Origin of the sequence: Paraburkholderia hospita, assembly GCF_002902965.1 — a bacterium.
Taxonomy (GTDB): Bacteria; Pseudomonadota; Gammaproteobacteria; order Burkholderiales; family Burkholderiaceae; genus Paraburkholderia; species Paraburkholderia hospita.
Genome location: NZ_CP026107.1, coordinates 1,961,461 through 1,978,477, shown reverse-complemented (window position 1 = coordinate 1,978,477; position 17,017 = coordinate 1,961,461). Strand labels below are relative to the sequence as shown.

Annotated in this window: 19 protein-coding genes; 10 read left to right on the top strand and 9 right to left on the bottom strand. The window is 59.9% G+C overall.

From position 1 onward, the window contains the following. Positions 1-41 precede the first annotated feature (41 nt). Genes phnC through C2L64_RS42225 form a run of 4 tightly spaced genes read right to left on the bottom strand, consistent with a single transcriptional unit; the run spans position 42 to position 2,895 of the window. Positions 42-845, bottom strand: coding sequence for a phosphonate ABC transporter ATP-binding protein (gene phnC / locus C2L64_RS42240; protein WP_007736817.1), 804 nt, complete (start codon positions 843-845; stop codon positions 42-44). A 13-nt stretch (positions 846-858) separates the two neighbouring features. Beyond that, positions 859-1,707 carry a phosphonate ABC transporter, permease protein PhnE gene (gene phnE / locus C2L64_RS42235; RefSeq protein WP_007736816.1) on the bottom strand — a complete coding sequence of 283 codons (849 nt, stop codon included), beginning with the start codon at positions 1,705-1,707 and terminating at the stop codon, positions 859-861. Between the two features lies 1 nt (position 1,708). Then, positions 1,709-2,587 (bottom strand): phosphate/phosphite/phosphonate ABC transporter substrate-binding protein, encoded by an 879-nt coding sequence (locus tag C2L64_RS42230; RefSeq protein ID WP_039902133.1) that lies wholly within the window; start codon positions 2,585-2,587, stop codon positions 1,709-1,711. Between the two features lie 8 nt (positions 2,588-2,595). Further along, a complete protein-coding gene (locus tag C2L64_RS42225) occupies positions 2,596-2,895 on the bottom strand; it encodes a hypothetical protein (protein ID WP_039902134.1) in 300 nt (99 codons plus the stop codon). Between the two features lie 272 nt (positions 2,896-3,167). Between C2L64_RS42225 and C2L64_RS42220 the strand changes: the two genes are divergently transcribed. Then, positions 3,168-3,551, top strand: a complete 384-nt coding sequence (locus C2L64_RS42220) for a nuclear transport factor 2 family protein (protein ID WP_007732213.1) — start codon at positions 3,168-3,170, stop codon at positions 3,549-3,551. Positions 3,552-3,794: 243 nt separating this feature from the next. Further along, positions 3,795-4,805 carry a GlxA family transcriptional regulator gene (locus C2L64_RS42215; RefSeq protein WP_009770214.1) on the top strand — a complete coding sequence of 337 codons (1,011 nt, stop codon included), beginning with the start codon at positions 3,795-3,797 and terminating at the stop codon, positions 4,803-4,805. Positions 4,806-4,896: 91 nt separating this feature from the next. On the opposite strand, the gene C2L64_RS42210 is transcribed toward C2L64_RS42215, so the two are convergent. Continuing rightward, entirely contained in the window at positions 4,897-6,117 is a 1,221-nt protein-coding gene (locus C2L64_RS42210) for an MFS transporter (RefSeq protein ID WP_009770215.1), read from the bottom strand. A 141-nt stretch (positions 6,118-6,258) separates the two neighbouring features. Here C2L64_RS42210 and C2L64_RS42205 point away from each other — a divergent pair, with 141 nt between their 5' ends. Beyond that, positions 6,259-7,179: a LysR family transcriptional regulator gene (locus tag C2L64_RS42205; RefSeq protein ID WP_039902137.1), complete on the top strand. Its 921-nt coding sequence runs from the start codon at positions 6,259-6,261 to the stop codon at positions 7,177-7,179. 44 nt (positions 7,180-7,223) lie between these two features. Here C2L64_RS42205 and C2L64_RS42200 read toward each other — a convergent pair whose 3' ends face one another. Then, positions 7,224-7,838, bottom strand: a complete 615-nt coding sequence (locus C2L64_RS42200; RefSeq protein WP_009770217.1) for a DNA-3-methyladenine glycosylase — start codon at positions 7,836-7,838, stop codon at positions 7,224-7,226. Positions 7,839-8,154: 316 nt separating this feature from the next. Here C2L64_RS42200 and C2L64_RS42195 point away from each other — a divergent pair, with 316 nt between their 5' ends. Continuing rightward, positions 8,155-9,009, top strand: coding sequence for an SDR family NAD(P)-dependent oxidoreductase (locus C2L64_RS42195; protein WP_007732225.1), 855 nt, complete (start codon positions 8,155-8,157; stop codon positions 9,007-9,009). A gap of 482 nt (positions 9,010-9,491) precedes the next feature. Next, a complete protein-coding gene (locus tag C2L64_RS42190) occupies positions 9,492-9,980 on the top strand; it encodes a cache domain-containing protein (RefSeq protein WP_007732227.1) in 489 nt (162 codons plus the stop codon). Positions 9,981-10,236: 256 nt separating this feature from the next. Here the strand turns inward: C2L64_RS42190 and C2L64_RS42185 are convergent, their stop codons facing one another. Next, on the bottom strand, positions 10,237-10,689 hold the full coding sequence (locus C2L64_RS42185) for an ester cyclase (protein ID WP_009770218.1): 453 nt from the start codon (positions 10,687-10,689) through the stop codon (positions 10,237-10,239). A gap of 917 nt (positions 10,690-11,606) precedes the next feature. On the opposite strand from C2L64_RS42185, the gene C2L64_RS42175 reads away from it, so the two are divergent. Further along, positions 11,607-11,846 (top strand): hypothetical protein, encoded by a 240-nt coding sequence (locus C2L64_RS42175; protein WP_009770220.1) that lies wholly within the window; start codon positions 11,607-11,609, stop codon positions 11,844-11,846. Here C2L64_RS42175 and C2L64_RS42170 read toward each other — a convergent pair whose 3' ends face one another. Then, a complete protein-coding gene (locus tag C2L64_RS42170) occupies positions 11,847-12,563 on the bottom strand; it encodes a transposase (RefSeq protein WP_039902139.1) in 717 nt (238 codons plus the stop codon). Between the two features lie 670 nt (positions 12,564-13,233). Between C2L64_RS42170 and cysS the strand changes: the two genes are divergently transcribed. Then, the gene (cysS, locus tag C2L64_RS42165; RefSeq protein WP_009770222.1) at positions 13,234-14,640 is read left to right on the top strand and encodes a cysteine--tRNA ligase; all 1,407 of its coding nucleotides are present in this window, start codon (positions 13,234-13,236) and stop codon (positions 14,638-14,640) included. A 56-nt stretch (positions 14,641-14,696) separates the two neighbouring features. Here the strand turns inward: cysS and C2L64_RS42160 are convergent, their stop codons facing one another. Further along, positions 14,697-15,041, bottom strand: coding sequence for a BON domain-containing protein (locus C2L64_RS42160; RefSeq protein ID WP_009770223.1), 345 nt, complete (start codon positions 15,039-15,041; stop codon positions 14,697-14,699). Positions 15,042-15,386: 345 nt separating this feature from the next. Here C2L64_RS42160 and C2L64_RS42155 point away from each other — a divergent pair, with 345 nt between their 5' ends. The 3 genes from C2L64_RS42155 to C2L64_RS42145 are packed head-to-tail and all read left to right on the top strand — an operon-like array spanning position 15,387 to position 16,799. Beyond that, on the top strand, positions 15,387-15,671 hold the full coding sequence (locus tag C2L64_RS42155) for an MmgE/PrpD family protein (protein WP_009770224.1): 285 nt from the start codon (positions 15,387-15,389) through the stop codon (positions 15,669-15,671). A gap of 14 nt (positions 15,672-15,685) precedes the next feature. Continuing rightward, positions 15,686-16,048: a cupin domain-containing protein gene (locus C2L64_RS42150; protein WP_039902154.1), complete on the top strand. Its 363-nt coding sequence runs from the start codon at positions 15,686-15,688 to the stop codon at positions 16,046-16,048. Positions 16,049-16,052: 4 nt separating this feature from the next. Further along, positions 16,053-16,799, top strand: coding sequence for an SDR family NAD(P)-dependent oxidoreductase (locus C2L64_RS42145; RefSeq protein WP_009770226.1), 747 nt, complete (start codon positions 16,053-16,055; stop codon positions 16,797-16,799). Positions 16,800-17,017 lie beyond the last annotated feature (218 nt).

The window sequence follows — 17,017 nt, the reverse complement described above, 5'->3', positions numbered from 1 at the left end:
CGAAATCGCGGGCGCATGCTTCGCGACCTGCGAAGGGTTCATCATGTCTGTTCCGTGGAAGGTTCCTTTCCCGCTGTGCGGGCATATAGCCGCTGCGCGTGTCTGTCGTCGAACGCACTGGCCGGCACGTCGATGACCGTGGCGCCCTGCGCCAGCCCGACTACCCGGTCCGCGAACTGCTGCGCCCAGCCAACCTGATGCAGACTGCACAACACGGCCACGCCCTGCTCGCCGCAGCAGCGCCGCAGCAGCGCGAGGATTTCCCCGCCGCTGCCTGGATCAAGGCTCGCAACGGGTTCATCCGCGACGATCAGGTCAGGCTGCTGCGCGAGTGCACGTGCGATCGCAACGCGCTGCTGCTGTCCACCCGAGAGCGTATCGACACGCCGCACCGCATAGTCGAGCAGGCCGACCCGTTCGAGCGATTCGAGCGCAAGCAGCCGGTCCGCACGCTCGAAGCGGCGCGCGATGCCGCGCCACGAGCGCACGTGACCGAGCCGGCCAGCCAGTACGTTGTCGAGCGCGCTCAGACGCTGCACGAGATTGAACCGCTGAAAGATCACCGCGACCTGCCGGCGTGCCCGACGGCGCAGGGCAGCCACCGGAACACCGGCCACTTCGATCGTGCCGCTGTCGATACTGTCGAGCCCCGCCACGCAGCGCAACAGCGTGGTCTTGCCCGCGCCGCTCGCGCCGAGCAAGGCGACGAACTCGCCCGATCCGACGCTCAGGCTGACGTCGCGCAATACGTGTACGCCATGCAAACGCTTGTCGACGCCCGATACGCGTAGGGGCGGAGCACGCTGCGCAGTGCGGCCAGGAGCAGGCTGTGTGAACAGGTTCATGCGCGCAATGCCCTCACACCAGTTTCCTGCGCAACCAGCCCGATATCTGATCGAGTGTCGTGACCACGACGAGGATCACCGCGATGATCGTAAACAGCCGGTTGAAGTCGAGCAGGTCCATGCTGTTTTTCAACTCCTGACCGATTCCGCCCGCACCGACCACGCCGAGCACGGTCGACGCGCGAATGTTGAACTCCAGCCAGAACAGCGCGGTCGACGCGAACACGGGCAGCACGTCCGGCAGTACCGCATACGCGATGCTCGTGAAGCGGCCTGCGCCCGTCGTGCGTACGGCATCGTAGGCAGCCAGATCGGCGTTCTCGAGATGATCGGCGAACAGCTTGGCCGCGCTGCCCCACGTATGGAACGCGATGCCGAGCACACCGGCGAACGGGCCGAGCCCGACGGCAGCGACGAACAGCAGCGCGAACACGAACGAATCGATGCCGCGCAGCATGTTCAGGAACCATCGCACGGGATAGTAGAGCGCGGGCAGTGGCGTCAGGTTGCGGCTGGCGAACAGCGCCGCCGGCAGCGCAAGCAACGCAGCGGCGGTGGTGCCAACGGCCGCCATCGCAACGGTCTCTGCCGTGCGCTGGATGATCAGCGGCAGTTCGTCGACGCGCGGCGGCCAAGCTTGCACGAGCCAGCCTGCAAGCTTGGGCAGCCCTGTGACGAGGCGGGCCGGGTCGACATGGGCAAGACTGAAGCACACCGCGTAGAACGCGGCGATGGCCGCCAGCGTCGCACCGAGCCTGAGGTGGCGCACGAAACGCCCGTGCTTCGCCTCGAGTGCCGCGAGCGCCGCCGCGGCCGCCGATCCCACCGATCCCGTCGGGGCGGGCGAGGGCGGCGGTTTCATCTCAGGCCTTCGCGCGAATCTTGCCGACAGCGACGCCGGCTTTCTCGATCATCGAGTACGACGCGTGCGTTGCCGACACGAAGCCCGTATAGCGGGGCGGCAGCAAGGTCGCAGCCTGTTCCGGCGTGATCGACAGCAGGATGCGCTGGATCTGGGCGACGCGTTCCGCTGGGACACCTTGCGGCACCACGATCGCATCGTTCGGAAACGGGTCCGACGTCCAGACGATCTTCGTGCCGTCGGGCTTGATCACGCCTTTCGCGATCATCGCGTTCCGGTTGCGATCGAAGTCCGTAGCGAGATCGACCTGACCCGACTGCACCGCGACCTCGTTCGCCGCGTGCGTCGCGCCTTCTGTGTACTTCCAGAACGTTTTCGGATCGATCTTCCAGACTTCCTTTGCGTACCAGGTCGGCATCAGCCAGCCCGACGTCGAGCCGACATCCGCAAACGAGATCGACATACCTTTCGTGTCGTCCGGGAAGCGGCTGACGTGCAGATCCGGACGGCTAATCACGATGCCGTGGTAGAACGGCTTGTCGTCGTATTTGACGGTGGCGAGCGCCTGACAGTCGGTCGAGTTATTGGCGATCACGTAGCCCCACGGCCCCATCCACGCGAGGTCGAGCTGGCCCGAGCCCATCGCGACGGCCATGCCCGCCCAGTCGGTGGTGGCCGACAGTTCGTAATCGACGCCGAGTTGCTTCGCGAGCCACGCGAAGAACGGACCGAAGCTCTTCTTCGTATCGTCTGTCGTGGGTAGCAGCGGGCCGACGCCGAAGCGCATCGGCTTGCTGCTTTGCGCATGGGCGACGGGAGCGAGCGCCCACGACGACGCGAGGCCGGCCGCGCCGGCAATGAACATTCTGCGAGTTGTCATGGGGACCCTCAGTAGCTGAGACTGGGGCAGGCGTCACCCATGAATTTGTGCATTGCGTCGCCAATGATTTTGGCGCCGGGAATCAGCGTGTCTTCGTCGAGCGCGCGTTTCTTGAAGCACGGCGAGAAGCCGGCCTCATGAATGTCGTCCGGGTAACCGGACTGGGACAGGCGAGTACCTTCGATGTTCAGGAATACGACGACTTCTTTCTCGCTGGCGATGGCCGCAATGGCAACCACGAACGCGACCGTCGCCCGGTCGGTGTCGTCTTTCGCTCGAGTCAGACTGACCACGAATTTTCCAGACACGATATTCTCCTGATTCTCCAGCAGGTGGACGATAGGAGTGCGGACGCCGCTCCACCTCGGACGACGTCAGCCCTTGGCTCTGATGTAGATGGTGCGTTTCTCCGGATCGGCGAATGTCGGGGAGCGATGTCGCCATGATTCTCATAGTGCATCATTTGGGCCTATGCTGCTGACATTGGTCGCTGGGTTCGCACTTGCAACGGGCGCGCACGCGTTGCTTGCGGCAAAGATTACAAAAGACCGAGTTCACATCCTGATGCTGGAGGTGGCGGATGAAAGAGGAACAGATTCGTGAAGTCTTGAATACGCACTGGCGCGCGTCGGCCGAAGGGGATCTCGACCTGGAACATGATATCTATCACGACGATGCCGTTTGTGATTATCCGCAGTCAGGTGAACGTATTGTCGGACGAATCAATTTGCAGGCGTTGCGCGGGCATCATCCCGGCCGGCCTTCTGGTTTCGATGTCAGGCGAATTCAGGGAAACGGCGATCTCTGGATCACGGAATACACGATCAATTACACGGACCGCGCGACATACGTCGTGAGCATCATGAAGTTCCATGACAGCAAGGTCGTGCACGAGACCCAGTACTTTTCGGACCCTTTCGACGCACCAGACTGGCGCAGTCAATGGGTTCAGCGGATCGGGTGACGATGCCTCTCTGAAAAGCACCCGCTCGCCAACCCTTCCTCCGCGCACATACCACCCGGACTATACGGAGGTATGAGCCGTCCATCCTATTGCAGTGACGGTTTCAAACAATAGTAGGGTGGTTATCTGTAGGCTATACGACTAGCTTTGACAACAAGGTCGAACGTGATTGCGATCATGTCGACCTCGGTATGTCACGCGTAAGAAAATGTCGTTCCAGTCGCACACGTGCGGATCCGGAAAATGAAAATCGCTATTGTCGTGCTTGACGGTGTGCAAGCGCTGGATATTGCCGGCGCACTCGATGTCTTTTCCGAAGCGAACCAATGCCTGCGGGCAACCTGTCAGTATCAGGTTTCGTTAGTAGGTGAGCGGGCGGGCCATATAGCTTGCTCGAATTCGATGCAGCTTTCCGTCCCGTTTGACTACACAGCGTTTCAAACATCTGTCGATGTTTTGCTGGTGACGGGTAGACCGCACTTGTCGAACTCTCGCCCGAAGCGCGAATTCCTGGACTGGTTGCGCGATCGCGCTTTCCAGTCGAAGCGAATCGGCTCCATTTGCAATGGGGCGTTTCTATTAGGGCACGCAGGTGTGCTCAACGGTAGAGAAGTCACCGCCAGTTGGGCCGACGCGAGTTCTCTGGCCCGGGAATTCCCGCTGGCTCGAATTCGTCCCGACAAAGTCCTGATACGTGATGGCAACCTGGTGTCATCCGCCGGTGCGACGGCGGGCTGGCATCTTTGTCTATCTCAGGTCGCAGACGACTGGGGCCATGAATTCGCTGCACGGATCGCGACGCGTCTTGGCATGGACATGGATCATGAGGGCAGACCGTATATCGATCCCGCCGCGGGCAAGAACACGCTCATCGAGAAGGTACAGCGATACGTCACCGATCATATTGCCGATGAACTGTCGATCGAAGAGCTTGCCAGCGCCGTCTCGGTTAGCAGAAGAAATTTTTCGAGACTGTTTGCGAAACATGCGCAGATGACTCCATCCGCATTTGTCGAAGAACTTCGTGTGGACGCCGCGAGAAAGATACTAGGTGGGACTGACGACCCTCTGAAGACCATTGCATTCAAATGCGGTTTCCACAATGCCACGCATATGCGCATGGTCTTCCTTAGGCGTATCAACGTGACACCTATGCAATGCCGACAGCAAATGCGGGGTGTCGAGAGCGTATATGGCGTGCCGCGACGTATGCATCGGTCGGATCAATCCACCGACCTTGAGGCTACTGCGTAACGCGCACTTACATACGCCCCATCATTGCACGATGGTACTGGTCGCCACGCGATCGTATCGTTGCCCGTTCACCTTGATCGCATGATCGAAATCACGATTGAGCTGCGCTTTGCATGCGTCGGTTGCCACCAAGCCAGTGGTATGCGGAAGCGACGAGCCCCAATGCAATGCCGAAGATCACGACGCCCGTCCAGCCGAAGCGGGTCATCAGCCAGCCGCTGATCATCACGCCGATGGCACCGCCGGAGAAGGTGGCCGTCATGTAGAGACTGTTGATGCGGCCCTGCGCCTTGGGATCGACGGCAAAGGCGCGCGTCTGGTTGGACACGAGACCCGACTGCACACCGATATCGAGCACGATGACCCCGATGATCAGGAACGTCAGCGAGGACTCCGCGCCGGCGAGCAGCACATAGGCGAGCGTAACGATGCCGATGCTGGCCGCAATGACGGTGCGCGAGCCGAGTCGATCTGTCGCGCGACCGCCGAGTGAAGCGGCGAGTGCACCCGTCGCGCCGATGATCCCAAAGCCGCCAGCCCACGCACTGCCAAGGTGCTGGGGGCCGTTTGCCAGAAGCGCCGCCAGATTGACCCAGAATGCGTTGAAGCAGGCCCACAACAGCGCCTGAACAATCATCGATTCACGAATCGGGCGATTGTCCCGAACCAGTGGCCAGAGTGAAGCGAGCAGACGTCCGTAGGAAAGATCGGTGGAAGGCACGCCGCGTGGAAGCAGCGACGCGGCAGCGATCCAGACGGGGATCATGAACAGCGCTTCCACGCCGTACACGGCGCGCCAGCCGTAGGTCGCACCGATCACGCCGCTGATCGTGCGGCCCAACAGAATGCCGACCATGATGCCGCTGACGACCGTGCCGACCGAACGCCCGCGTTCACTCGGCAATGACATGACGGCAGCGAAGGGTACGAGCTGCTGAGGCACGCAACTGACGATGCCAAGACCGAAAGACGCTCCGATCAGCGGCCAGATGCCGGGTGAAAGCGCGGAACTCAGCGCGAAGACGAAGGCGAGCGCAATCTGCGCGAGCACGAGCTTGCGCCGGTCGAAGCGATCGCCTAGCGGTAACAGCAAGGCGAGGCCCGTCGCAAAGCCGAGCAGCGCCGCGCCGGCGACCAGGTCGACGGTGGTCAGGTCGACCTGCAGGCCAGAAGCGATCAGCGGCAGGATTGGCTGCGTGCAGTAGATGTTGGTGATCACCGCGCCGGCGATGACCGCCATCATGACGATTTTGGCGCGTGACGCGACTGCGTGGGTCTGGGGATTATTCGATGTATTTGGCAGGCCGTTCACGGCACTCTCCTTTTATTTCGATCTTCAGGGCATGTCCAGCAAGATGCCGTGGCACACAGTCTGCAGGCTACGCGCTTGCATTTATAAAGAGAATCTCCCAACATCGGGAATCATCCTTCCATTTTTTGATAGGGCCTTCCGATGAATCGGCTTGATTCCATGTCCATCCTTGTCGCTGTCGTTGACTCGGGCAGTTTGTCGGCCGCCGCGCGGCGCCTCGGCATGCCGTTGGCAACAGTGAGCCGCAAGGTCGGAGAACTGGAATCGCATCTGAAGACGCGTCTTATCCAACGCACGACGCGGCAGCTTTCATTGACGGAAGCGGGCGCCTCGTATGTGGCGGCGTGCCGGCGCATCCTCGATGAGATTGCAGAAGCCGAGCGCGCGGCGACGGGGGAATACGCGTCCCCCAAGGGCGAACTCGTGGTCACGGCGCCCGTCGTGTTCGGCCGCTTGCACGTCGTGCCCGTGGTTGCGGAATTTCTCGCGCACTATCCGGAAATCGACGTGAGCCTCGTGCTCACGGATCGTGTCGTGCATCTGATGGAGGAGCAAGCAGACGTCGCCATCCGCATTGGAGAACTGCCCGATAGCACGCTCATGGCGACGAGAGTGGGAACTGTGCGCCGGGTCGTCTGCGCGAGTCCCGCGTATCTGGCATCGCATGGTGAGCCCGTCAAACCGCGCGATCTCGCGGCGCACGAGTGCATTACCTTCGAGGTGCTCGCATCCACGCGTGCCTGGGTGTTTGGGTCCGGCAAGTCAGAAGTGTCCGTGCCCGTTCGTTCACGGCTTGCAGTCAATACGGCGGAAGCGGCGATCGCAGCCGCGATGCTTGGCGTTGGACTGGTACGTGTGTTGTCTTATCAGGTCGCGGACGCTATTCGTGACAACGCACTGAGCGTCGTGCTCGACACGTTCGAGTCGGCGCCGTTGCCCATCAGTCTCGTGCATAAAGGACAGACGCCTCTGCCACTCAAGTTGCGCGCTTTTCTCGACTTCGTGGCGCCACGTCTACGGACCCGTACATCGCGCATACTCGAAGCCGCCACGACAAAATGATTGCTGTCGCGATATGACAGTTGTGTCGCTTGCAGATTGAGCGTTCAAGTGTGCTTTGGGAACGGCTTGCTCCAGAATTTCGACGCCGCGAGGCCGAAACGCCAGGGCAACGCGATTGCCTTGGTAATGCCGATACGTGGTCCCGTCACGATCGACGCCGGTTCTTGCGGCGCTTCGACGTGAAAAGGCGCTTCAAGTAACGACATACCGTTGTGCCGGTGTGTGATGCCAAGTGCCTGTCCAACGCGGCCCGGTCCGGAACAGAGCAGGCGGATCGGTTCGAGCCCGCGCCGCTGGCGCATTGCATCCAGTCCGGTCAACGGTTCGATCGCGCGGATCAGTACCCCGGCGCCGTGACCTTCTTCTCGGCACACGAAATTGAGGCACCAATGAATGCCGTACGACCGGTACACGTAGACGTGTGCGGGCTGCCCGAAAAGTACCGTGTTGCGCGTCGTCGGCCCGCAGAAAGCATGCGACGCTGGTTCCTCGGGATCGTAAGCCTCCGTCTCGACGATACGGCCGCCTACGCCGTCCACCGTCAAGATCGCGCCAATCAGCCGCTGTGCTACCAGCGCCGCGGGCGCTGAAAAATCGATTGGTTCGACATTGGAGGAAGGGCGCAAGGTCACGATGGGTAACGATTCTGCTGCAAACATATGCAGCCACTCAGATCAATTCGCGGTAAAGACAGCTTGCTCATGCCACAGCTTGCCGGTTGAATGCGGCATCGCACGGACGGAGTATTCACTACCGGGACTGATGTTTAAAGACGTGAACGGAAAAGACAGGTTTCGCGTTGCTCAATAGTCTCGCCCGATATGGTGCACGGGCACACTTGCGAGTGCCGGCGAAAACGCCTCGAAGCAACGCGAGAAAGGCGCTCGTGCTACTCTCGTTTCATTCTACCTAACCGCATCGGGATAGCTGCGGTAGGTGCGCAAGCGCCCCGGGGCTCATCAAGGAACTCGACAAATGTCTCATCCTGCTCTGACCAAGGGAGCCGTTGCCGTCATCACTGGCGGCGCGGCCGGTATCGGCCTGGCTGCGGCAAAGCGGTTTGCCGAGCTCGGACTTCGTATCTGCATTGCAGACCGCGATGCCGATCGAATTGCGTATGCCGTGGAAGAAATCGCCAGGTTGAGCGCGAGCGGCGCGCGGGACGTCTTTGGACTCGAAACCGATGTCAGTGCCATTGACGATGTCCGCCGTCTGCACTCAGCCGTGGTCGAAAGATTTGGCGGCACCGACGTCCTGATGAACAATGCCGGCGTTCAACCGGGCAGCGGTATGTTCGGTCCCGCCGAGAACTGGATGCGCGTGCTGGGCGTGAATTTGTGGGGCCCAATCCACGGCACGCAGGTTTTCGTACCAGACATGATCACGCGCGGTCGACCAGGGCTTGTCATCAATACGGGTTCAAAGCAAGGCATTACGACACCGCCTGGGGACCCGGCGTATAACGTGTCGAAAGCCGGATTGAAGGCGTTCACGGAGGCGCTCCAACACGAACTCCGTAACACCCCCGGGTGCAACATAAGCGCACATTTGCTCATTCCCGGCTTCGTGTTCACGGAGTTGACTCGCAAAAACCGGACGGAAAAACCCACCGGGGCATGGACACCTGAGCAGACCGTCGAGTTCATGCTCGAGCGCCTCAGCGCTGGCGACTTCTACATCCTGTGTCCGGATAACGACGTGCCGCGCTCGCTCGACGAGCGCCGCATGTTATGGGCCATAGGGGATATCGTAGAAAACAGGCCTGCCTTGTCTCGTTGGCATCCGGATTACGCGGCGGCGTTCGAAGCGTTTATCGAACAGCCTCGCTAGTTGGAGCGGACTGCACGCGCTGTACATATTTGCCCGTCGCTCTGTCGCTCGTGGCTGCCGGGTCGTCATGCTTGTGGTTAAACCGTCTGGAACCTGCAATTGACGAGTCAAACGCCTACTACGTAAAACGTTGGTTGAACCGGTGCAATCGGCCAGTTTCCGCCATTCGCGACCGTCCGCTATCGAGCCGACATTGATGCGGGAAAACGATTCTGGCCAGGCTGCGGTTCGTGCACTAGCCTTTTGCGTACAGAAGGCGCTTCACTTCCATAGTCCGCTCTTGTGCGGTGCTCGTCGAGCCTGGCGCCAACGGCTCTGATTTGCGGTCGTCATCCGCGACAGCTGAACAGCCATTGAAGCGGCCCACGCCCAGGAAATGGAACCGGCAATGCGGTCACGCGCAGAGGCCGCACAGACCCAATATCACCATTTCAGGCGCGGAAGAGCGACCGATGTACAGAACAGCCGCTGGAGATACTGCTATGAACGGTAAAGCTCTCGTTACCAGCATATTGCTACTGGTTGGATTATTCTGCGCCGCGTCGCCTGCATTTTCTCAGGCATCTCCCCCGACGTCCGAGACAGCAAAGCAAACCGAAGCATTGGTCGACAAAGCCGCGGCGTTGATCGGAAGTAAAGGCAAGGTCGCGTTTTCCGAGTTCAGAATCAAAGGCAGCGAGTGGTTCCACGGCGACACCTATCTGTTCGTTTACGATCTGAAGGAAAACGTCTTGTTAAATCCCGCCTTCCCAGCCCGTGAGGGGACCAACGTCAGCGGTCAGAAAGATACCAACGGCAAGCCGTTTCATGACGCCATGATCCAGACAGTCGAAACGAAGGGATCGGGCTGGGTTGACTACATGTTCCTGAGACCGGGGCAGAGTCAGCCATCGCATAAATGGACCTATGTGAAGGCAGTCAAGATCGACGGAGTGCCAGGCCTGGTGGGTTCGGGCTTCTATTCGGAGTAGGTTCTGGCTCGCCTTGGTTGACTTTCAACATGTCGCTGATGTACAGCGTCGGGCGGCTATGGCCAATTGCGGGGGGCAGCAGTCGGCCAGGGGACGGTCGATGCTGTCGCTTCGAACGCCCCCTCGTTGCCTCAAGGCTGACCTTCACGGTTAGCGCCATCCCGATGGAACAGGCCGGGACGCGCCCGGCCTGTTGTCGTTGTGGTGTTGGTGTGCAAAGCGTTGCTTGAAGACTGCGGAGGCGCTGCGCCTTAGATCACGCTGCTGCGTTGATGCGTCCAAGTTGTTGCAGCGCTGTCACGCCGTCGTCCAGCCCGATTTCTTCAACTATCTTGCCGTCTTTGAGCCGAAGCACGGTTGTGCCGGTAAAGTGCATTTTCCGACCGGTCGCAGCAGGCAACGATCCGATGAGGAAATCGCTGAATGCCGGACCGGTATGTGTGCCGCCACCCTCCCAGCGGCCAACTACATAGTCTCCCTCGGCGATGAGATCGGCGGCGCCCCAGAAGTTGAGGTCCGGGAAAGCTTCGCGGAATCCGGTTATGAATGCCTTGATGTCCTCGTGGCCACGCCGCGGTTCGTGCAGTGAATATTGAAGAAGCATGTCGGGCGCGGCAAGTTCATCGACGATGTCGAGATTGCATGTCTTGCCCCAAAAATCGGTGAACCAGCGGCCCACGACGGCCTTGTTGTCATCTTCCTTTGACATGGTGATTCCTCATTGACTGAAGTTGGGAGAGAGAAACGCAATTGCTTCGCTCTGCCTGAACGATATTGGCGTAAGCAGTCGGCTGCCCCCCGTTTCTTGCTGCAACACTCGTTAAACCGACGCGCGGCTTATGGCGACGCGGTTCTTCACGCGTGTTGTTTCGACTGATGCGGATTACGCCGGAGTATGCAAGGACGACAAGCGGCATAGCAGTTCGCGTTACGCGTTACTTTGTGTTCACAGCAATCAGGCAGCAAGAATCGGGGTGTCTGCGCCGAGCCACTGCCATATCGTGTCCATGCGATCGCACAGCAGACGAGGTCGTCGGACGAAGAATGGTGCGCTCGAATCGCGTGTATCTTGCGGGCGCCCGGTCGTCAATTCGGTCATCGGCGTAGGGCTCGCCTGTCCTTCATTGACTGGAGTCCGATCATGTTGCCGTTTCTCTCGCTTCACGCGCTCGCAGCCCAACGCGGCGATGGACTGCGCCCTGAACTTAAAGCCTTGTTCGAACACGATGCCAGACTGGCGACTGGTCTCGCCGCTACCATTGAGCCTGTCGAAACAGAGCCGCTTTCGCAAGTGGCAGACGCCGTCACCGACGTTCCTGTGAAGGAGTGCGGGGCCGATGGGTCGTCGGCGAGCATCTCATGTTGTCGCGGAGGCAGACAGTAAGGCGAGCATTGAGCGACTCAAAGGGAATCGCCTGCTGCCGGTCGCGGCCGTGCGAGTATCGGGTAGTCGTTCGCATGAGGCAGTGATCGGCCATGGCCGGTCATCGGATCGATTGAAAGGGCGGTCACTCGAATAGCTGCTTTATGTCGGCTGCGGTAGTTCGAGGCTCGATGGCCCAGTAGTTTGTCTCAACGTCGTACGGAAAATGAAAAACAGGAAGTGTGGCGGCACGCCCAGTCACCATGCAGGAATGCCTACACTGCCATGAACTCTTCTACCCCGAGGATGAGGAGATTCAAGTCCGGCTCGGGCAAAAGGACAGACCGGTCGACCTGACCGCCTATTCCAGTGCGGCCACCGCGTTCGACGATGAACGCGATGGGCAGGGTGATTTCTCGACACCGGCCAAGCGGATTGAAACGCTCTGGCCTGACGTAGCACCTCTCAAACAAGCAAGGTTTCATTGCCTGCTTTTCTTTTGATTAGCCCACGTGTGCAAGACCGCGTGTCGTGCGAACCTTGGGCGGCCGGTCGCGCAGCAGCAGGGGCATCAAACGCCGGTTGGCTGTCTGCGCCGCCCACTCGCAATACGCGGCGCTGCCGAGCACCCAGCCCTTGAGCGTCGACTCCATCAGGTTGTTGACCTCGAGTTCGGCAAGGGGCTGTGCGCTCAAATCGCGGTAGGCCTGGTGGCGCTCGAGCGGCGTATTGCCGAGCGACCGGTAGAGCGGATGGTCCTTGATGAAGCTATCGACACGCAGCCCGATGTGATGCGTGTAGCTCGACCACTGGTACTTTCCCGGCTCTGCCACAAGGCGGTTGCGCACCGGCGCATGATCGATGACCTGGCTCGCGAACAGAAAATACCGGTCGGGCTCAATCACTGTTGCGCAGTAACCGCCTCGCCACACCGTACCGCGGCGTCCGTGGCGGCGGTTGAAGGTCTCGACATAGCGGCGGCCGACCGCCTGCATCGCCATGGCCACGCTCGACTCGTATGAAGGCGTGACGAGGAACTGTACCGCGTCAGGCATGAGCACCCACGCATGGATTGCCAGATCGGCGACGCGCGCTGCGTCTGCCAGGCAGGCGAGGAAGTACAGGTAGTCTCCTTCGTCCAGGAAAGCGGGCCCCGTGAGCCCCTGCAAGATAACGTGCTGCGGTTGTTCTGGGACGTAGTGCCGTGCAAGCCGTGTCATGCTGAATTAACCGGAAATCCGATGTGAGAAAGCGATCCGACAGGTATCGGACGCGTGACGGTACGTAACAAATTCTATCGGGCCTGTGCGTGCGGTTACATCGCGAACAGGCCTTTTTTCTGGCCTCTTTTCGTTGATTTGCCGATCGCAACCGGCATCTCTTTTATGCCACCGCTGAATAGCGGTGCCGCGCTATACACCTCCACTGCATGCGCGCCATCTGGCACCAATACATCTGCGGCACGACGGTACAGCGGTCGATGCGGCCCTAGTTCTCCATTCGCATTCCACCTGAACCGGCAAAGTCCAGCACAATGGGGATCACGAATTTAATCAGTAGGTATCCGAACGATAACGATCGACTCCAATCCGAAACCCTTCCAACGACATGAACTCCCGGTTTGCAATGATCGATCGTTCGCAAGTCGTCACCGAGACCACCCATTCGACGGTATTGACCTGCGCAGCCAACAGACGGTAGGATTGTTGACATGTCTAGTCACGCCAAACTCCTCGATTCGCTGATCCGTGCATGTTGTCAGAACGTGCCGGGGGGAAGCTGCGTCTAGCGATCTAGCTATACGTTGAAGCCAACGCCTTCTGGCCGCCCGTTGCAAAACCGGCGGCCTTTCTGTTTTCTGGCCGTATGCCTTCGGGATGGAGAGACTCGATGCCGCTTGCGCTGTATGACACCTGGTCGCGTACCGTGCGCCCGTTCACGCCAATCCACGCCGGTCGGGTCGGCATGTATTGCTGCGGACCCACCGTCTATGACTATGCGCACATCGGGAATCTCAGAACCTACGTGTTCGAGGACATCCTGCGCCGCGTACTGATGCGTAACGGTTTAGAGGTCCGACACGTCGTCAATATCACTGACGTCGGCCATCTGACTTCTGATGCCGACGAAGGCGAAGACAAGATGGAGAAAGGCAGTCAGCGAACCGGGCAATCAGCGTGGGCCATTGCTCGACGCTACACCGACGCCTTCGTCGCGGACTGGCACGCCCTCCACCTGCTGGAGCCCACGGTTTGGTGCCGTGCGACCGATCACATCACCGAACAGATCGCGGTCATTGGCGAGCTCGAACGAGCTGGCTATGTGTATCGGACGGGCGACGGTCTCTACTTCGACACCAGTAAGCAGGACAATTACGGCTATCTCGCGCGGCTAGACCGCGCAGGTTTGCACGCGGGGAAGCGGGTCGCGCTCGGCGCGAAGAAGAACGTCACCGACTTTGCTTTGTGGAAATTCAGTCCGCCCGAAGTCAAGCGGCAGATGGAATGGGAGAGCCCATGGGGTCGCGGGTTTCCCGGTTGGCATATCGAGTGCTCGGCCATGTCCGCGAAATACCTCGGCGCGTGGTTTGATATCCATTGCGGCGGCGAAGACCATATCGCCGTGCATCACAACAACGAGATTGCGCAGACGGAAGCGGCATACGGCACGCGGCTTGCGAATTTCTGGATGCACGGACACTTTCTGACGCTCGATACGAACACGAAGATGTCAAAGTCGAGCGGGGATTTCATTCGTCTTCAGACCTTGCAGAGTCGAAGCATCGATCCGCTCGCCTACCGTTATCTGTGCCTGACAGCCCATTACCGGAGCAATCTGCGCTTCAACTGGGCGTCTCTCGATGGCGCGCAGACGGCATTGAACCGGCTGCGCCATCTCTATTCGACCTGGCCGGACGCAGGTCGCGTCCATCCGGAATTCGCCGCCCGCTTCGACGCCGAGGTGAACGAGGACCTGAATCTGCCGAGGGCGCTTGCCGTACTTTGGGAACTCACCAGGAGTAACCTGCCACCCGCGACTCTGAGAGCAACCGTGGACAGCTTTGATACTGTGCTTGGTCTCGGTTTGCAGGAATGGAAACCTGTTGTGTCTGATATTCCGGAAGACATTCGAGTGTTACTCAGCGAACGCGAGCGGGCCAGATCTGGAAGGGATTGGGAAAGAGCCGATCACATACGGGCAGCGTTAAGCGCGCGAGGCTGGAGAGTCGAGGACAGCAAAGAAGGTCAACGCCTGGTCGGAATCACTACGGACCAGACACATGTTGGGGGCGGTTAATCACTGCATTGGCGGTGAACTGAATGCGTTCGTCATCCGTTTTCGGCAAAGGCGCGTCAAGGCGTCCTGAGGTGTAGATCGTTGCTCAGGGATTGCACCCCCGGCACGCCGCGCGTCACGGCAAGCGCTTTCTGCATCTGCACTTCTGAATCCACGTAGCCTGACAACTGCACGACGCCTCGATACGTCGCGACGCTGATCGGCAACGATCTCAACCCCGCGTCCGCGACGAGCGCCTGCTTCACCCGGGCGGCGAGTGCAGCGTCGTCAGTGGCGATCTGGCCCGGTGCGGTCACTGCCGGCGTCGCCGGCGACTGACAGCCGTTGATGAACACGGACGCGGACAACGCGAACGCCGTGACGATCAGCAACCGGCCTTTGCCGTATCGCGCGTTTCGCATGTCGGCTATGACTGCCTGATTCGTGCACGACGAACGTCGTGCGGGTTGGCTTCGCAGGTACACATGTGCGCCCTCCTGAGTCCACCATGATAGTGCAGAGTGGCGGACTTTGACTGAGCCGACCCGGCCGGGTCTGTTCATGCCGGCGACAACCCGATCCGCGATGAGGCACTAGCTATAATGCAACAGCGACTCGTTACTATGTCCCGAATAGCCCGCGCGAGCCGGTACTGGGAGGTAATGCTTCATGGTCACGCCAACGCACGCCCCCCGCGTGCAGTCAACCGTGGCGCAGACATTCGGCCGTTTCTGCGCCGGCCTCGAATATGACGCGCTGCCCCCGTCGTGGTCGAGCGCGCCAAGCATTTCTTCATTGACTACATTGCCATCGCGGTGCACGGTTCCACTCTGGATTCGAGTCGACCAGTTCACATGCTGGCTGCCGCACGGCCGATCCCAGGTGGCGCAACGCTGCTCGGCCGGCCCGACCCGGTACACGCGGCCTGGGCCGCACTGGCCAACGGAATGGCCGCGCACAGCATGGAGCTGGATGACACATTTCTTCCCGGCTCAATCCATGGCGAGTCGTTGCGGGTATTGACGGGTCATCCACGTGCGTTCGTTTTCTAGCAAAAGGAGAAATGATGGAATGCATCGAGATATACACCAGCGGCGACGGACACTCGCTATTCAGGCACATCAAGGCTTTTGAGGTTAGCCCAGTGTCTTTCAAGGGCATTACCGTCTCGTTGTCTTCGCCGCAAGCGTGCGAGAGCGTACTCTTGCACGAGTTCGACGGTGACTATTTCCTCGGTTGGCACAATCCACCGTCCAGGCAATATGTGGTTGTGCTCGCAGGGGAGCTCGAAATTGTTGTGGGGAGCAGTGACGCTGCGCAACGCTTCGCGGCGGGCGCCGTTTTCATTGCAGGTGATTTGCACGGTGAAGGCCATACGACGCGCGCGATCCAGGCAGGCCGCGCACTAGTCGTCAATTTGCGAGGATGAGGCAATGCTACTCAAGCGTGCTTTGGCTGTGGTGACAGGCGGCAGCAGTGGCATTGGCTTCGCAACCGCCGAACGATTCGTATCCGAGGGCGCGCGCGTGGTGATCAGCGGGCGTAATGCGGACAAACTAGCCCAGGCTGCGAAGAAGCTCGGCGACAACGCTTTGGCTGTCGTCGCAGACGCCGCAAGCCCGAAAGACATGCAAAGGCTATACGAGAGCGCAGTTCGCCATTTTCAATGCGATGTAAACGTGGTGGTCGCGAATGCCGGCATTTCCCGGCAAACACCCGTGCGCGAGACGTCGTGGGAGCAATTCTCCGACGTGCTCAATGTCAATGTTGGCGCAGTCTACGCGACTGTACGCGAGTCGCTGCCGTTTCTCGCTCGACCTGCATCGATCATCCTTGTTGCGTCGCTTGCGGCCAATCAGGGCACGAAGCATTTCTCCGCGTATTGTGCGTCGAAAGCAGCGGTGGTTTCGCTCGCAAAGAGCTTTGCCGCCGAGTTCGTCGAGCACGACATACGCGTCAACAGCATTTCACCCGGGGTTGCGGATACGCCGATCTTCGATACATTGGGAATATCCAACGCGCAACTGCTGCAATGGTCGAATGTCATTCCGATGAAGCGGCCGGCTAAGCCCGATGAAATTGCTGCAGCCATCCTCTTTCTCGCGTCGGATGCATCGCGGTATATGACGGGCGCCGATCTGGCAGTAGACGGGGGGATGTCAGGGATCAGCCCATTTTGATGGTGCATTGAAGCGACAAACGCGGAGCAGCGCGCGACGGTAGGAACGAACACTCGCTCGAAACCTTACTGGGTAAGCCTTTCAGGCTTGCTCGGAAGAATCATATAGCGATACAGCATGCTTCAACGCGGTCAACGACTCGACGCGGACTGCGACATGAACTCGAGCCACGGAAATAGAAGTTGAGTCGTTGGGCACGCAAGGAAGTGGCCACGTAC

Bases quoted from the DNA above. Each gene is read 5' to 3' on its own strand.
- phnC (WP_007736817.1), bottom strand. From the start codon at position 845: ATGAACCTGTTCACACAGCCTGCTCCTGGCCGCACTGCGCAGCGTGCT.
- phnE (WP_007736816.1), bottom strand. From the start codon at position 1,707: ATGAAACCGCCGCCCTCGCCCGCCCCGACGGGATCGGTGGGATCGGCG.
- C2L64_RS42230 (WP_039902133.1), bottom strand. From the start codon at position 2,587: ATGACAACTCGCAGAATGTTCATTGCCGGCGCGGCCGGCCTCGCGTCG.
- C2L64_RS42220 (WP_007732213.1), top strand. From the start codon at position 3,168: ATGAAAGAGGAACAGATTCGTGAAGTCTTGAATACGCACTGGCGCGCG.
- C2L64_RS42215 (WP_009770214.1), top strand. From the start codon at position 3,795: ATGAAAATCGCTATTGTCGTGCTTGACGGTGTGCAAGCGCTGGATATT.
- C2L64_RS42205 (WP_039902137.1), top strand. From the start codon at position 6,259: ATGAATCGGCTTGATTCCATGTCCATCCTTGTCGCTGTCGTTGACTCG.
- C2L64_RS42200 (WP_009770217.1), bottom strand. From the start codon at position 7,838: ATGTTTGCAGCAGAATCGTTACCCATCGTGACCTTGCGCCCTTCCTCC.
- C2L64_RS42195 (WP_007732225.1), top strand. From the start codon at position 8,155: ATGTCTCATCCTGCTCTGACCAAGGGAGCCGTTGCCGTCATCACTGGC.
- C2L64_RS42190 (WP_007732227.1), top strand. From the start codon at position 9,492: ATGAACGGTAAAGCTCTCGTTACCAGCATATTGCTACTGGTTGGATTA.
- C2L64_RS42185 (WP_009770218.1), bottom strand. From the start codon at position 10,689: ATGTCAAAGGAAGATGACAACAAGGCCGTCGTGGGCCGCTGGTTCACC.
- C2L64_RS42175 (WP_009770220.1), top strand. From the start codon at position 11,607: ATGCAGGAATGCCTACACTGCCATGAACTCTTCTACCCCGAGGATGAG.
- C2L64_RS42170 (WP_039902139.1), bottom strand. From the start codon at position 12,563: ATGACACGGCTTGCACGGCACTACGTCCCAGAACAACCGCAGCACGTT.
- cysS (WP_009770222.1), top strand. From the start codon at position 13,234: ATGCCGCTTGCGCTGTATGACACCTGGTCGCGTACCGTGCGCCCGTTC.
- C2L64_RS42160 (WP_009770223.1), bottom strand. From the start codon at position 15,041: ATGCGAAACGCGCGATACGGCAAAGGCCGGTTGCTGATCGTCACGGCG.
- C2L64_RS42150 (WP_039902154.1), top strand. From the start codon at position 15,686: ATGGAATGCATCGAGATATACACCAGCGGCGACGGACACTCGCTATTC.
- C2L64_RS42145 (WP_009770226.1), top strand. From the start codon at position 16,053: ATGCTACTCAAGCGTGCTTTGGCTGTGGTGACAGGCGGCAGCAGTGGC.